12 protein-coding genes are annotated in these 17,140 nt (G+C 41.7%); 4 read left to right on the forward strand and 8 right to left on the reverse strand.

What is annotated here, in order from left to right; genetic code table 11:
* Positions 1–5: 5 nt before the first annotated feature.
* Together bepA and bcp are read right to left on the reverse strand one after the other, a co-directional pair.
* Complete coding sequence (gene bepA / locus Xedl_RS00900; protein WP_074022187.1) at positions 6–1,469, reverse strand: beta-barrel assembly-enhancing protease; 1,464 nt, start codon at positions 1,467–1,469, stop codon at positions 6–8.
* Positions 1,470–1,787: 318 nt separating this feature from the next.
* Positions 1,788–2,255, reverse strand: a complete 468-nt coding sequence (gene bcp, locus Xedl_RS00905) for a thioredoxin-dependent thiol peroxidase (protein ID WP_074022188.1) — start codon at positions 2,253–2,255, stop codon at positions 1,788–1,790.
* 500 nt (positions 2,256–2,755) lie between these two features.
* Between bcp and Xedl_RS00910 the strand changes: the two genes are divergently transcribed.
* A complete protein-coding gene (locus Xedl_RS00910) occupies positions 2,756–7,774 on the forward strand; it encodes an autotransporter outer membrane beta-barrel domain-containing protein (RefSeq protein ID WP_074022189.1) in 5,019 nt (1,672 codons plus the stop codon).
* A 56-nt stretch (positions 7,775–7,830) separates the two neighbouring features.
* Here the strand turns inward: Xedl_RS00910 and Xedl_RS00915 are convergent, their stop codons facing one another.
* From Xedl_RS00915 to Xedl_RS00940, 5 genes are all read right to left on the reverse strand, one after another.
* Complete coding sequence (locus Xedl_RS00915) at positions 7,831–8,247, reverse strand: hypothetical protein (RefSeq protein ID WP_074022190.1); 417 nt, start codon at positions 8,245–8,247, stop codon at positions 7,831–7,833.
* Between the two features lie 2 nt (positions 8,248–8,249).
* Positions 8,250–8,930: a hypothetical protein gene (locus Xedl_RS00920; RefSeq protein ID WP_074022191.1), complete on the reverse strand. Its 681-nt coding sequence runs from the start codon at positions 8,928–8,930 to the stop codon at positions 8,250–8,252.
* Positions 8,931–8,982: 52 nt separating this feature from the next.
* Positions 8,983–10,491, reverse strand: a complete 1,509-nt coding sequence (locus tag Xedl_RS00925) for a hypothetical protein (protein ID WP_074022192.1) — start codon at positions 10,489–10,491, stop codon at positions 8,983–8,985.
* A 131-nt stretch (positions 10,492–10,622) separates the two neighbouring features.
* The gene (locus Xedl_RS26130) at positions 10,623–12,152 is read right to left on the reverse strand and encodes a hypothetical protein (protein ID WP_074022193.1); all 1,530 of its coding nucleotides are present in this window, start codon (positions 12,150–12,152) and stop codon (positions 10,623–10,625) included.
* Positions 12,153–12,823: 671 nt separating this feature from the next.
* The gene (locus Xedl_RS00940; RefSeq protein ID WP_074022195.1) at positions 12,824–13,387 is read right to left on the reverse strand and encodes a glycine cleavage system transcriptional repressor; all 564 of its coding nucleotides are present in this window, start codon (positions 13,385–13,387) and stop codon (positions 12,824–12,826) included.
* A gap of 235 nt (positions 13,388–13,622) precedes the next feature.
* On the opposite strand from Xedl_RS00940, the gene dapA reads away from it, so the two are divergent.
* From dapA to purC, 3 genes are all read left to right on the forward strand, one after another.
* Positions 13,623–14,522: a 4-hydroxy-tetrahydrodipicolinate synthase gene (dapA, locus tag Xedl_RS00945; RefSeq protein ID WP_074022196.1), complete on the forward strand. Its 900-nt coding sequence runs from the start codon at positions 13,623–13,625 to the stop codon at positions 14,520–14,522.
* Between the two features lie 17 nt (positions 14,523–14,539).
* The gene (gene bamC, locus Xedl_RS00950) at positions 14,540–15,586 is read left to right on the forward strand and encodes an outer membrane protein assembly factor BamC (RefSeq protein ID WP_074022197.1); all 1,047 of its coding nucleotides are present in this window, start codon (positions 14,540–14,542) and stop codon (positions 15,584–15,586) included.
* Positions 15,587–15,677: 91 nt separating this feature from the next.
* On the forward strand, positions 15,678–16,391 hold the full coding sequence (gene purC, locus Xedl_RS00955) for a phosphoribosylaminoimidazolesuccinocarboxamide synthase (protein WP_074022198.1): 714 nt from the start codon (positions 15,678–15,680) through the stop codon (positions 16,389–16,391).
* 98 nt (positions 16,392–16,489) lie between these two features.
* On the opposite strand, the gene Xedl_RS00960 is transcribed toward purC, so the two are convergent.
* Entirely contained in the window at positions 16,490–16,843 is a 354-nt protein-coding gene (locus Xedl_RS00960; protein WP_074022199.1) for a hypothetical protein, read from the reverse strand.
* Positions 16,844–17,140: the final 297 nt, after the last annotated feature.

Here is a 17,140-nt window from a genome sequence, read left to right on the forward strand (position 1 = left end):
ATCCTTTATTTTTTATATTGGTCATAACTTTGTTGCAGTTGGCGCAATTGATCAATACGGGCATCATAGCGCTTTTGTTCATAACTGCCCAATTTGGCCAACGCACTGGCTTTGCTTAGTTGTTCTATAGCGGAGTCAAAATTACCTTGCAATGCCATGATTTCCGCATAGGCGGCAAGTTCGTCATTGTGTTTTCCCTGCGCTCCGGCCGCTTTTCTTAACAATATCCAGCCAGTAAGATCGTCAGGGTGATTGAAAGTATAACGAAACAGAAGTTGTGATGCCTGAGAATACTTTTTATCCATAAAATAGGTATTTGCGAGGTTAATTTGCAATACCGGATTGTTTTTCAGTTTCTTGAGTGCATCCTGCAAGCGAGCGATGGCGTTGGTATACTGTTTTTGCCCGATATCAATATCCGTCATGGTATCAATAAACCAAATATTATCCGGTTGTTTATCTAGCAATGGAGAGAGTATTGCCCTGGCTTCGGCATACTTTTTATCTTCAGTAAGCAAAATAGCACGTCCATAGGCAGCCGCAAGCTGTTCTTTAGCGGTTCCCTGGCTGTATTTCTTGAGCCATTGATCAATATAGGGACGTTGATCCGTTGAATACATGGTTAAAATACGGACACGGGCGAACAGAAAATCTTGGGATTCTGAAACCGCTTTAGTGGGATATTGATTTGCCCGATTACGGGCATCAGCCAAACGGTTGGCAGGTAATGGGTGAGTGTATAGCATTTCAGGTAGTTTGGAGCTATAGCGAGATTGATCTACCAGTACTTGCATAAAATCGGGCATGCCTTGTGGATTAAATCCCGCACGACTAAGCGTTTGTATTCCAATCCGATCAGCTTCTTGCTCATTCGATTGGGTAAAACTGATCATGCCTTGCTGGACGCCTGCCAGTGTGCCGCTAAGTGCAGCTATGCCAGCTTGTGGATTAGCTATCATAAGCAAAATAGCGCCCAATGTGCCGGTCCATGCCAGAGGGCGGGTCCGTTTTTGTTCTTCCATCCATCGTGCTAAATGCCGCTGTGTAACATGGGAAATCTCATGAGCCATGACAGATGCCAGTTCACTTTCATTGTTACTATAGCGAAATAAGCCCGAATGAAGAACAACATTGCCACCAAAAAAGGCGAGGGCATTAATATTAGGGTTATCTATCAGATAGAAATGAAAAGGTGTTTTGACTGAATCGGCGTGGGTGACTAATTTTTGACCCAACTGGTTAATGTATTGAGTCAGCAACGGATCATAAATCAGAGGAGCCTGGGCTCTTATCGAACGTATATATAAATCACCTATAGCCATTTCCTGATTGATGCTGAGGGTTGCTCCTGCTGTGGTGCCGATATCAGGTAGTGAATCTTCAGCCGGTGCAGAGAATACAGGAGGCTCCCCCAATAACAACAGGCTGATAAAGATAGTTATCAAAGATTTTCTGGGTGTTTTTCTCATAAAGCGATTCTCATAAAATAGTGTGCTCCGTTTTAGCTATCAATTTCATGAATACTTTTATGATCAAGAGTACCTTAAAACGATTAATCATAATAAATTTTAGTGAAAAATACTCATATCAAAGCCGTTATTCGTGCCTGGTAGGAAGAAAAATGGGAGGAAAAAGAATGATAACAACCAATATTATAGATACTTGCAGCGAAGAATGTTTAGGTTTTTTGAATAACGATACAATAGAATAAATACCAAACGAATAAATTGAGTTGCCGCTTTATTGGTTGAGCGGCAACTCAAACTTGGTTGTGTCTATGCTGACAATTAATGTCGGCTCAGGTAATCCAATACCACTTGGTGGTGATCACTGGTTTTGAATTTATTAAAAACGTGTTCAATTTCACCTTGTGGATTAATTAAGAAACTGATGCGATGGATGCCATCATAGATTTTCCCCATGAACTGCTTTTCTCCCCACACCCCAAATTGTTCAGCAACTTGATGGTCAATGTCAGAAAGCAGTGTGAAATTTAGCCTCTCTTTTTCTACAAAGCGGGATAATTTTTCTGGTGCATCTGTGCTAATACCCAGTACTTCAACATTAGCACTTTTCAGTTCATCTATCGAATCACGTAAGCTACACGCTTGAACTGTGCAGCCTGGTGTCATTGCTTTGGGATAAAAATAGACTAAGACACGTTGACCTTTGAAGTCAGATAAATTAATGGTTTCGCCATCTTGGTCAGGAAGGCTGAATTGAGGGGCCATATCACCGGCTTTCAATGGGCTCATCACTCATTCTCCGTTTAATCGTTTTGATTTAAATGATCTTGTATCATTATATAGCCATATATTTTTGCATTAATATATATACAATAAATTATTGCCCATTTATATGAATTTAAAGATTAAATTTTCTCTTTGTTCTGTGATATTCAACATTATTCACATCTACTCATCAAGAAATCTATAGTGGCGTCAACAGCGGCTGAAACTTCGAACTCCGAAGTGATGCACGATAAGGTAATAGGAACATTCATTGAACGTGAATGCTACTTTCTCTAAACGATCTAATCATTGGGTTCATGACCATCTTAATTTTCCTTTCTAAAACTCATTCCAGAGAAGCGTAAATTTGGGCAGAAATAATCGACTAAATAGTAAAGTTATTCTAAAGTATTTATAGCTTTTAGAGTCTCCACTATTTTGTTTACGCTGACAAAACGTTGATTGTGTCTCAGGCATTTTATCTCCTTCTTAAACGAAATTTAAGTTATTGAGGGAATTCATCCATGAAAATATACAGACGTGCCGTATTGCCGATGGCCCTTAGAGTGGCTTTGTTTTTTCCCGGAATAAGTGTTAATGCAATAGCGGCTGCATCATCATGTGGCTCTTCGAATACGGCGACTATTTCCGGTAATGAGACAGAACCATATAATCTATCAAGTTGTGAGAATCTTATTGTCAATAAAGGTGCATCGATTAATGCCCCTAAAGGGTTAGCACATGGATTTGATCATTACGGTCTAAAATACAGTGCAGTTAATGTCGGCGATAACAGTAATCTGGCATCAAAAAATTTAGTTGATTACATTGAGAATAATGGAACTTTGCAGGGATCTAGTGGAGTCACAGTAACTTACACTGGTTCTGTTGAAAAGCTACTCAATCACGGAACAATAAGTGGAGAAGCGTCTGGAGCCGTTTGGGTTTCTGGTCAAATAAACACGTTAGATAATGATGGTTCAATTAATGCCAGCAATGACTCTAGCTCATTGAATGCAATACAAATACAATCTGCGAGTGGCCCATCTGATGATGGTAAATATGGATTCATAGATACCATCAAAAATCGGGAGAAAGGATCATTATGTAAAGGAATGTCGCATTGTACGCCATCTATTGATGGAATATCTGTTGAAACTGCAACACTTAAGACACTTGATAATTATGGGATACTGAAATCTCAGAAAAATAACATTCTATCCAATCTCGCAACGTTTGATATCAATGCTGGCGGTAATGTTGGTACTTTCAATAATGATGGGACAGTAACTGGCCTCTATCACGGCGTTCTGATTCGAGGTGGGGGATACCTCGAAAACCTGAATAATAACTCCGGGAGTAAAGGGATCTCGGCTGACCAGGACGCCGTTCAGGTCACGGGGCAAGGCATGGCTCAATTGGACGTTAATCCCCAGATCAGGTCGTCCAAAATTAAACAGATTACCAACGCTTCCTTTTTATATGGAAAGCGAAATGGAATCTATATCGACGATAAAGGCGTTGTTGATACCATCACGAATTTGGATGGCGGTGTAATAAAGGGAGACAAATTCTCTATAAAGAATAGTGGCACCATTACTAACGATATTCATAATTCAGGCGCAATTGATGGCAATGTAGAGCTTGGCAGTACCCGCCTTTATATGTCTGGTCCAAATGCAACCCTGAAGGGCAATGTGTCCGGGTCGAAAAATTCAGTTGTCACTATCGGGGGGAAAAGTGCTACGACGGGAAATCTGGATCTTACCTATACCCACGACATGAATATTGGCACGGTCAATATATTATCCGGCAGCACGTTACGTCTGGGTGACGGACATAAAACAGGAAGTGTCTCCAGTAATATTGATAATGAGGGAAACCTTTATTTCAACCGGAACGATAAAGCTCCCTATAACCACATTATTAGTGGCACAGGTTCAGTTCACCAAGTGGGTAGTGGCATAACCATTTTGACAAATGCAAACACCTATACAGGTGAGACAAAAATCGAATCGGGTATTTTGCAACTGGGTGATAAAGGAACAGCGGGAAGCATTGATAATACTTCCAAAGTGACAATCGGGCAGGGAGGCGTACTGGCCTTCGACCGAACGGCTCACACCCCCTTTGCCGCTGATATTGAAGGCGTTGGTTCCCTTCACCAACAGGGTACAGGTGATTTGACCCTGACCGGCAATGTAACCACAGGTAAGCCAATCACCGTGACATCAGGCAAACTGCAATTTGGCGATGGTGCCACAATCGGCACGCTCTCACTCACCGGAATTGACAATAATGGGGCGGTTATTGTTGCCGGTGCCGCTAACAGTGTGGTGACACTTGATGGGGAAATAAACGGGACAGGTACGCTGGAAATCACAGGTGGCAAAGCTGTCATAACCAGTGACAGTACCTACTCGGGTCAGACTACCATTAGCAATGGTGCAACGTTACAACTCGGTAATGGTGGTATGACTGGAAATCTTGCCAAGAGCGATATTGTAAACAAAGGCACTTTGGCGCTCAATCTGAATGGAACAAGCAACTTTGATGGTGTTATTTCTGGAAATGGTCATATCGAGAAGATGGGCGCTGGTGTAACAAGGCTAAGTTCGGATTCCTCGGCTTTTACAGGATCAACGCGTGTTGAAAAGGGAACTCTTGTCGTTGACAACCAGCTAGGCACAAAAACCTCGACTTTCAATGTTAAAAATGGGGGGAATGTTAATGGCACTGGCATCATTGGCGGCACGACAACACTCGAAAGCGGCGGTCACCTTACAGGCAAACAAGGCGATACTCTGACATTTAGCAAAGATCTTATTCTCAGTAGCGGCGCCAATGTGGATATTTCGCTTGGGGCAGAGGATGCATCCGCGTCTGCATTATTTAATGTCCGTGGTGATCTGACACTGGCAGGAACGCTTAATGTCACGGATCTTGGTGGGCTAGCAGCAGGTGAATACGATATATTCCACTATGGCGGCACTTTAACCGATAACGGAATGACGCTCACTGGCGGAAAACCGGACTCACTCTCTCTCGGTACGAATAGAAACCATGAAGTTCATCTTATCAATACTGGCGGTATGCTCCTGAATTACTGGGATGGTAGAGACACCAGTAAACACAACAATAATGCCATTGATGGGGGTGATGGTATTTGGCAGGTCGGTGGAAATGATAACTGGACGTCAAAAACAGGATATCCCAATACCAGTTGGAAAAGTACTGACCAGTTTGCCATTTTCTCAGGAACCGCAGGCACGGTGCAGATAGATAACAGCGGTGGAAATGTCACTGTAAATGGCATGCAGTTTAGCGCTGATGGTTACAAAATAACCGGCAATTCTCTGACCTTAGAAAATGATAACACAGGCAGCGCTAAAATTCGCGTTGGAACGGGTAATATGTCAACAGCCGGTAGGGTTGCCACGATTGAGTCAAGCCTGACTGGTTCGGCTACACTTGAGACAACGGATTACGGTACGTTGGTTCTGAACGGTAAGAATGATTACACGGGCGGTACGAAAGTGACGCGGGGTGTTCTCCAGGTCGGTGACGGCGGCAACAGGGGCAGTATCGTCGGCGATGTGGTCACGGGCAGTAAAGGGACACTCGCCTTCGACCGCTCTGATGCAGTGACATTTGGCGGCAATATCACTGGCGAGGGCAGGCTGGCTCAAAACGGAGACGGCACGCTGGTGCTCACCGGCACGAATGCCCATTCGGGCGGCACAGTAATCCGTCATGGCACCTTACAGATCGGTGACGGGCATAACAGCGGAACCCTTGCCGGATTAGTTGAGAGTGAGGCAGGAACGAAATTGGTTTTCAACCGTGCCGATCAAGTGACATTTTCCGGTGCCCTGAAAGGGCAAGGACAATTGGGGCAGGCTGGTAGCGGTACTACCGTTCTGACAGGCGCTAACCACTATACAGGCATAACAGAAGTACAAAAGGGAACACTTCACCAAGGAGCAGAAGGGGCTTTCAGTGCCGCTTCGTCATATACAATCGGACAGTATGGTACGCTTGATATAGGCGGGTTTAATGCGACGGTTTCCGCTCTGAATAACAGTGGCACAGTCTTGGTTGGTGGAGATGACAAAGACGTGGGGCGTACACTGGCGATTGCGGGTAACTACAGCGGCAATAACGGTACGGTGAATTTATCGACCGTGTTGGAAGGCGATAATTCAAAAACTGACAGACTTGTAGTGAACGGCAGCACATCCGGCACAACTCATCTCGTTATCAAAAATGTCGGTGGAGCGGGTGCGCCGACGAATAAAGGCATCAAGGTTGTTGATGTGAAAGGCACGTCGGACGGAACTTTCAGTTTGGTTGGTGACTATAGTTATAAGGGAGAGCCAGCCGTTGTGGCCGGCGCCTATGCTTACCGTCTTCATAAGAATGGCATTGATAATTCGGATGGAAATTGGTATCTGCGCTCATCGCTGACCAATCCAAAACCCGATCCAAAACCCAATCCAGATCCTATACCTCCGGCGCGGCTCTATCATGCTGGTGTTAGTGTTTACGAGGCTTATGGTCGGGTTTTACAGACTCTGAATATGCCTGAATCTTTGCATGGACGGATCGACGGGCGTGAGAATAGGTTGCGTGGCGTGACGGGTTTCAGAACCACCGCTGACGAGGGGAGCACAGACGATAACAAAAACCCGTTGTCCAATGGCGCATGGGGGCGCATGACAGCCGCTTATGGCAAGTTATCGCCACGTGTCACTACATCTGGTGCTGGGAATATCACTTATAACATGGCGCGTGCTCAAGTCGGCATAGACGGGCGCTTTTATGAAAATGATCAAGGTTCAGTAGTTGGTGGTGGTTTCCTGCAATATTCGAAGATTAATGCAAATGTAGGCTCCGAACATGGTGAAGGTAAAATCCATGGGAATGGTTACACGATAGGTGCGACAAGTACGTGGTACGGCAATAATGGGTTTTATTTGGATGGCTTAACGCAGCTTACCTACTTTAACAATGATCTGGATTCAAAGACTGCGAATCAGCGTCTGGGTAATGGTAAGTCCGCACTGGGATATGCATTGGGTCTGGAAACTGGGCGACGGTTTGATTTGACCCCTAAATGGTCACTGACTCCGCAGGCGCAGTTGGTTTATTCTTCCATCGATATGAATGATTTCCATGACACGTTTGGAACCAAAGTCCGTTTTGATCAAAGCAGAAATATGAAATTGCGTATGGGTGCGACGCTAGACTATAGCCAAAAGTGGTACGATGATCAGGGTAAGAATGAACAAGCTGCGAAGATTTATGGCCTTTTTAACATCCGTCAGGAGCTTTTGGGGCGTAATGACGCTGTTGATGTTGCTAATATTGCCTTCCACGGTGGGAACGACCACACTTGGGGTGAGACAGGTGTCGGTGGTTCCTATAATTGGAATGATGAAAATTCTTTCATCTATGGTCAGACTTCAGTTAACACCAGCCTCAATAATTTTGCAGACAGTTATGAACTGAGCGCGAAAATTGGGTTAAGGGTGATGTGGTGATATAAAAATATGTAATAAGAATGAAACCGTGGAAAATTATTCCACGGTAATCACTATCAGATAGGTATAGGTGGGACAGGTACTATAGGCAGGACTGACGGCCAGCTTACCAGAGAAATAAAAAAGTTAGAGAATTGAATTGGACCACTATAATCATTAAAGGCAACATTATAGACTGTTCCATAAGTTGGACTTTCCGGATTAGGTGTTATTATGTTTTCAGCCCATGTATTATCAAGACGGGGGCTTTGTGGACAATCCACTGTACATATTAGATTTCCAGGTGCTCCATCATAAGCAAATGAACCAGCAACTCCATAGTCAGGAGACTGATAATTCCAAGTGGCGAAAGGCCTTCCAGTAGAACTGTCTTTTAACTGTACGAAATAATAATATTGAGATACTCTTTGAAAGAAAAACGACACACGTGCACCATTCCCTATAGCTGGAAATAAAAGTGTCTGCATTGCCATAGTTAAAACTCTCCCATAGTATGATTTACGTTACCAACAAGATTGTTAATTGTCACCTGTATAATACAATGCCCAAATTTTTGACCTTTTAGATTTATTTTAAACTCTCCATATTCGTTTGTAGTCATTGAATATCTAGTGTCAGGATTTGAACCAATTTCAGGGACGTCAATGATATTAACGGGTTGAATTAATTTATATTGAAAATCAGTATTTTTAATTAATTCATTCTTTTGTTTATCGTAAACCTGAATTGTTAGAATTTCATATTCATAACCGACTGGTTCATATCCAATTATCATTAGAATAGCTTCAAGAGATGTCTGCGGAGAAGCTGAGTCCTTAATTGAGACAGGGGTGCTACCAGATTTCAACTGCATATGTAATAAATCAGTAATAGTGTAGAAAACGTTATAACTCCCGAGAGGGATTTTAGAAAAAGGAATGGTTATTTGGTATGTTAAATCATCGATATTTTCATCTGTGATGAAAAATGGTATTGAGAATATATTTGAAGTTAGATAAACAATTATTTTATATCCAACACGAAATTTTTTATGTCTATTGACTATAACTACTAATATCTTTTGGTCTAGTTCTGATTCATCAATAATATTATTACGGCTTTGTGGTAAACTCGGAGGAATGAGCACTTCATCCATTATTATATTATTCACTGACATATTAGAATTTCCTATATAAAGAATAATATTTCTTAACAGTCATCTATTCTGGTTAAAGTGCAACAGTACCAAAGCTTCTGGTATAAAGTTTCGATTTTTGGGCCGGAGCAAGGCGGCTATAGACAATTGTGATTAACCCTACATCGTAATCATCTGCAACAGCATACCCAATTAACTTGTCGGCAGTTAGCTGAAACTTAAAATAGCCATTGGATATTTCACTCTTTTGAACAATATAATTTTTAAGAACAGAAATCGGCATCGAACGATTTTTCTCCGGTAGAGTATCAATGCAATGTGAAATATAGGCGGTAATTGTTATCTTATCACCGGCGGCGATAGTATGCTCGTAATCGTTAGGGTCAGATGGCAATCTGATTTCAAGGCCTTTCTGACCGATGCTATCGATATTAATTGGATCATATAGACCAATAAATTGGTTGTCTTGATCGTACACCTTTGGTTCAACCAAAGTTCTGTGTTTATCATTAGAACTCGGGCCATTAATACCACCGTTATCATAATTGATGTAATTAAACTTGGATCTTACTGGCATACCGGTTTGGTCAAGCGCAACATAGCAAAGATGATTATCACCCGAATACAGGTCACTGTAAGCGGCCTTAAATTTATAATATCCGTTTTCTTCACTTGTTAACTGCCCGGCGAAAAGCTCTGTCTTAAAAATGTCTTTTTTATCGTCCGTCACAAACCCGATGATAAAATCACCAATTTGGGCTGTCTTATAGCTCGGAACCATGACCGTAAACTCATCCGCTTGATCCGGCCTTGTTAAAGTCGAAGACAAGAGTGTTTCTTCAATGCTCGGTGGCTCCAGGCTGCTGGATACATTAGTCGGAACGGTCGTAATAAATATGGTTTGTTTTTGATTGTATTCCTCATCATTGAATATCGTATCAAGCGTAACGAACTTATGTACATTCTGAGTAGCATATATTTTTAGGTTCACCGCTGCGCTTGATGTTTTCTGAATCAGGTAGTAATAAAACTTATTATCCCGGTCAATATCATAAGGATAAATTTCATCCATGTCCTCTGTGAATATTCGCAGCGGAGCTGTTGTACGAAGGGGAATATCATAGTTTGAGATTGCCCCCCCTCCCTGCTTTAACATTGGATTGATTGATGCTGAAACGAATGGGTTGTCCTTCCCTGGGGCGAGACCCGTTAATCCAACAGGCTTAGAGTCATACAAATAAGCCGCTGCTCCTCTCAGTGCACAAGTATCGGGATTCAAGTCTGGATTATCGACAGGATGATAGGTTACATCCGTATGTGCTCCGCCCGGTGAATTTGAGGTAAAACTGATTTTGTGAGTGTCACTGCTTTCGTCGGCCTGAAATATCAGTTGTTGAGAAAATGTTCGTTTATTAACTTTGCCGGGGAATGTCTTGAGTAATGTCACTCCGGGTGGGAGAACAGCACTGACCTCCACTGTACTCTGAATATTATTTTCACCATTTATTGAAACAACCACACTGAAGGGTTGCCCTTTGATAATATTTTTACCATCAGCAGGAACTGTTGTCATGTTAGCCATTATATTATCCTTTCAAAATATTATGTTTATTCTTAATTTGAAATCACATTCTCTAGGTGTGTTCAATAATGGATATTAACTCTGTAAGGTGACAGCCAATAACAGTCACTATTAGCTGTCACACATTCAGGTTAGTGAGGTTCGACTGTACCAAAACTCCTAGTGAAAATTTTCGATTTCTGCTTCTGAGCAAGACGGCTGTAGTCTATCGTGAGCACTCCTACGTCATAACCATCGGCTCTATCATACCCCATCAATTTATCGGGCATGATGGTAGCCTTATAATACTTATAATCGCCATTTTTTATTATTTCCGTCGATTTCACAGTGTGGTTCTTTTCAATCACTTGAATCGGCAAAGGACGTGGTGGTGAAGAGGTGGTATCGACGCAGTGTGAGATATAGGCTGTAATCGTGATCTGATCACCCACGGCGATAGTATGATCTGGATTAGTGGGATCGGATAGCAACCAAACCTCAAGCCCTTTTGTACCGATACTGTAGATATTAATTGGGTCGAATTTGCCAATATATTGACCGTACTGGTCATATACTTCTGGGGCAACCAGAGTCCGGTGTCCATCAAAGGAACTTGGACCGTTAATACCGCCATTATCATAATATATGTAATTAAGCTTGGATCTTACTGGCATACCTGTTTGGTTAAGCGTAACATAGCTGATATGATTATCACCCGAATACAGGTCGTTGTAATCGGCTTTCAACCTATAAGATCCGCTTTCTTCAGTTGTTAGCTGCCCAACGAAGAGTCCCTTCTTAAAAGTGTCTTTTTTATCGTCCGTTACAAACCCGATGATAAAATCGCCGATTTGGGCTCCCTCGTAGCTCGGAACCATGAACGTAAACTCATCCACTTGTTGCTCCGGCCTTGTTAAAGTAGAAGAAAAATATGTTTCTTCAATGTTTGGTGGCTCCAGGCTGTCGGATACATCAGTCGAAACAGTCGTAATAAATATGATTTGCCTTTGACTGTATTTCTCATCATTGAATATCGTATCAAGCGTAACGAACTTATGTACATTCTGAGTAGCATATATTTTTAGGTTCACCGCTGCGCTTGATGTTTTTTGAATCAGGTAGTAATAAAACTTATTATCCCGGTCAATATCATAAGGGAAAATTTCATCCATGTCCTCTGTGTATATTCGCAGCGGGGCTGTTGTACGAAGCGGAATATCATAGTTTGAAATTGCTCCCCCTCCCTGATTTAACATTGGATTGATTGATGCTGAAACGAATGGGTTGTCCTTCCCTGGGCCAGAACCCGTTAATCCAACAGGCTTAGAGTCATACAAATAAGCCGTTGCTCCTCTCAGTACACAAGTATCGGGATTCAAGTCTGGATTATCGACAGGATGATAGGTTACCTCCGTATGTACTTTGCTCGGTGAGTTTGAGGTAAAACTGATTTTGTGAGCGTCGCTGCTTTCGTCGGCCTGAAATATCAGTTGTTGAGAATATATTTTTTTATCAACTTTGCCGGGGAATGTCTTGAGTAATGTCACTCCGGGTGGGAGAACAGCACTGACCTCCACAGTATTTTGAATATTAGCTTCACCACTTATTGAAACAACTACACTGAAGGGTTGCCCTTTGATAATATTTTTACCATCAGCAGGAACTGTTGTCATGTTAGCCATTATATTATCCTTTCAAAGTATAAATTTTATTCTTCATTGAAAACCACATCCCTATAAAGGTGGTCAACAGCAGATTTTTGCGCTGTCTTGAAAATGACAGAAATTTATATTTAGGACTATATTACGTCGAAACTAAAAGCGGAATTGTACTGATATTTACGCACAAAGATGACATTCAAACAAATAGGAGTCAATATAGGTACATAAATAAAATTTATATATCGAAAATCTTTAACTGCATTCTCGAATAAACTTTTTTCAGTATCAAAATTGAGTAAAAAGCAAACAATATAACGCTTGGTAGGTATTCCGTTACGATTGCTCGTTCTGTGTTGAATGAGAGCATACTTTGATTTATTTTCATCAAAAAATACTCTCGCGTGATAATCATTATCCCCGCTGATTTTTTTCATTTTATACGGATTATCAGTTCAATAGTGGACCATTTCTCAGGCGTAAAGTGGTTTGAGGTGGAAAATGTCACGTTATTCACGATGACCTTGGGTTCCTTCAGTTTTGGAAACTTACATACGAGGAGAATCCTTTCTTCTTATCCTTACCTTGGAAATCTCAATTTTTCCTTTCTTATGAGCATAAAATAAATTGCTATATGCCGTACTGAATACGTTTTTTGTTTATATATAAATGTGTGAGTTTTTCTATTTTTTTTTTTAAAAGTATATCTGGTTCTTTGTATGATCTTGTACGCTAATACTGCCTTGTGCATTTAATTCTGTACATAGATGATGAAACTTTTCTTTAAATATCGCGCCATTATCATCAACTGGATTGTGTCCTGTAATTTGGATTTGCAGGCGAGCAGGGTAATTTCCTTCGACTGGGTGAGTTTTTGATACCAATTCTGCGATATTAAGATCTTGAGCCGTGAATAAACTGGTAAAACGCTCAACAATTCCTGGTGAATCATCTACATCTACCTTAACGGTGATGGTCGAAGGAAATTTTTTCTGAACCCCGCATCGGGTACGTTTCATCACGATGAGTAATTCAAGTTCTGCGCCTTTCTGCGGCAAGGTAGATTCGATCAGGGTAATGGCGTTCCAGCTACCAGATAGCAACATGATAAAGGTAAATTCTTCGCCAAACATTGCTAAACGGCTATCTTCAATATTACAACCACATGTACTGACGAGGCGAGTAATGGTATTGACAATGCCGGGACGATCAGTTCCCAGGGCAGTGATCACTAAAAAATGCGGTTCTGATGTTGGCAAAGCGGTTTTCCTTTAATTTTGATTGGTGTTTGCTGTGTTTTAACATAAAAAATGTTCAAGAGAAGGTCAATCGCATTTGTTAAGTAAGCAAAATTATAATTTCTGTTTAATTGGCTACACTTGATATTAACAAAATTCATTGAAATCGCGTGGTTAAAGAGTTTTCTTCTGTATAACAAGAAAGTACCATGAACTTCTCATTTGCAGTTCTAGGTTTAACTAAGGGGAAATGGCAATGGTAAGCGAACATTCTGGTTTTACAGGCAGTATAGTTGCATTGATAACTCCGATGAACTCAGTCGGTCAGATTGATAAGGCCAGTTTGAAAAAATTGGTTGACTATCATGTCGCCAGTGGTACATCTGCGATTGTGTCTGTTGGAACAACCGGAGAGTGCGCAACACTTAACCATGACGAACACGTTGAAGTTGTACTGACAACACTGGAAATGGCTGATGGGCGCATTCCGGTGATTGCAGGAACAGGAGCAAACGCTACAGCAGAAGCCATCTCTCTGACCAACTGTTTCGAAAACACGGGGGTTGTGGGTTGCCTGTCAGTCACACCTTATTATAATAGACCGTCACAGGAAGGTTTATATTTGCATTATAAGGCAATAGCTGAGAATACTGACTTACCACAAATTCTGTATAATGTGCCATCTCGTACCGGATGTGATTTATTGCCACCGACTGTCGCTCGTTTGGCGAAACTGAAAAATATTGTTGCACTTAAGGAAGCGACGGGGAACTTAAGTCGTGTTAGTCAGATCCAAGAATTGGTTAGTGATGAAGATTTCATTCTTCTAAGTGGTGATGATGCAAGTTTTGTCGATTTCATGCAGCTTGGTGGTAAAGGGGTTATTTCTGTCACGGCAAATGTTGCGGCTGCGGAAATAGCACAGGTGTGTGAATTAGCTGAGCAAGGTGAATTTTTACAAGCTCGTAAACTGAACAGCCGACTGATGGAATTGCATCATCAATTATTTGTTGAACCTAGCCCGACGCCAGTTAAATGGGCTTGCCACCAATTGGGATTGATTGCCGATGATACATTGCGTTTGCCAATGGTTCCGCTAACGCAGGAAGGGCAAATTCCAGTTGGTAGTGCCTTGAAAATAGCTGGATTACTGTAAAATTTTAGGGAATTTTAATGGCAACATTATTGCAAAAATCGAAAGTCATGAAGATTGCTGGTCTGTCATTGGTAGTTTTTTTAGCTGCCTGCTCCAGTGATCAGCGCTATAAACGCCAGGTAAGCGGGGATCAATCCTATCTTGACACACCGCCAATGAAACTATTGAACATCCCTGCGGGAATGACATTACCGTTGCAAAATGGTGAGTATAATATTCCGACAACAACGGCAACGGGGGCTGTGGGTGAAGGTTTGGATATACGTCCTCCGTTGCAAGCCCTTGCATTGTTGACGGGTTCTCGCGTTGAAAATAGTGCTAACAGCAGTAAGTTGTTGCTTGAAAATACTCCGGAATACAGCAATTTATGGGCTCAGGTAAACAAACTGTTGGCGGAAAAAGGGTATAAAATCAGCCATAAAGATGATGCCACACAAACCCTGACGACAGAATGGATTACATGGCAACGGGCAGATGAAAATATTCCTTATCAGGGGCGTTACCGTATTTCAGTGACCAAACAGGATTACCAAATAGCGCTATCTGTTGCGAATGAAGGTTTGAAACAGGGAGAAAAGGAAATTACCAATCCGGTACAAATCCAGCGTTACAATGTCACGATGCTGAATAAATTGGCGGGTGACTTAAGCCAGCAACAAGAAGCTGCGAGCCTGAGCAGTGCTAAAAACTCAGGCCCATTATCAGTACAAAGTGGTAGTGATAATACCGGATTGCCGCAGATCATCGTGCGTGCCCCCTATAACGTGGTCTGGAACAGATTGCCATACGTGTTGGATAGCATAGGCATGGAAGTCACGGATCGTACAGGTTCCACAGGCGCAATAGCGGTGACTTATAAAGGGCGCAGTTCCTCTGATTGGAAAGCGATAGGGATAGAAGCGCCTTCTATCAGCGAAGGAAATTACAAGTTACAGGTGGGTGATTTGGATAACCGAAGCAGCCTGCAATTTATCAGCGACAAAGGCAAGCCGTTGACTCAATCTGAAAATGATCAGATGGTGGCTGCGCTGGAAGCCGTATTTAGCCAATCCAAAGATAAGTAATCTATAAAAGGGGCCCAGGCCCCTTTTTATTTTTGGTGCGTTTTTTGTTTAATTCTTTACGTTTAAAGATGTCATATTTCTGGAGTGTAAAATGCAGAAGAAAGCTGAGTTGTATCGTGGAAAAGCAAAAACAGTGTATGCCACTGATAATCCTGATTTACTGGTACTGGAATTCCGTAATGATACATCAGCATTGGATGGCGAACGCATCGAACAGTTCGATCGCAAAGGAATGGTGAATAATAAATTCAATCATTTCATTATGAAAAAACTGGAAGAAGCGGGTATTCCGACGCAAATGGAACAACTGTTGTCAGATAATGAATCCTTGGTGAAAAAACTGGATATGGTGCCTGTTGAATGTGTTATTCGTAACCGTGCCGCAGGTTCTCTGGTTAAGCGTTTGGGAGTGGAAGAGGGGATGGTGCTGAATCCGCCACTGTTTGACCTGTTTTTGAAAGATGATGCTAAACACGATCCTATGGTTAATGAATCTTACTGTGAGACATTCGGTTGGGTGAGCAAAGAGCACTTATCTGAAATGAAACGCCTGAGCTACAAAGCCAATGAAGTATTGAGCAAGCTGTTTGATGATGCGGGTTTAATTCTGGTGGATTTCAAGCTGGAATTTGGTTTGTTCAAGGGCAAAGTCATATTGGGAGATGAATTTTCACCGGATGGTAGCCGTTTATGGGATAAACTGACGATGGATAAAATGGATAAAGATCGTTTTCGCCAAAGTCTTGGTGGCTTAATTGAAGCGTATGAAGAAGTTGCGCGTCGTATTGGTGTTATTTTGGGCTAATGACGCAAACGATTACTTAAAAAATATAATATAAAATAGGCAGGATGCTCCGATAATCAAAAGGGCATCCTGTCCCTGTCTTAGACGTTGAATAAACTTTAAAGTAGGGATTTGGTTATTTGTTTCCAGCCTTTTTGGTGCATACAGCCGTAATAAAATTCACTCCTGGAATCTTTGTTGACGTCCGTCACATAGCTTTCGATCATGGGAACATTTTGACTGTAGTAACCATTTTTTCCACATTGCTCTTTATTGATACAAGGTTGCTGCACCATTTTCAGTGTGGATCTTTGGGCGACTTCATTTTTGATAGGAAATTGTTGTAATGCTGACAATCTGCATTCAACTTTTGCTTCACTGAAAGGGACAGGATTACTTGTTGCAGGCACCCATTGGGTGGTACAGCCCGCTAAAAAGAGACAAATTATCATGGAGGCGGTTAATTTTTTCATATTCACCTTGGTAAAAAGTGTTGGTGTTTAAAGATGACACTCTCAAGAAACAAGGTTGCATCTTGATTTGTGTGAGTAATTATTTATCAATGTTATTGTTTAAAGCAAGAATGTTAACAAACTACCTGTTGCTGCGCTATTACCCAATTTTGGGATGGCTCTTTATGAATATTTTTGATTAATTGTAAAAATTTTAAGTTAACGCGATGCTCGACTTTAACATCCTATAACATTGGCTTGTTGAAGCCAGTCCCGTTGACTTTTACCTTGTTGAAAATTGGCAAAAATACCCAACGT

The organism is Xenorhabdus eapokensis (genome assembly GCF_001908105.1).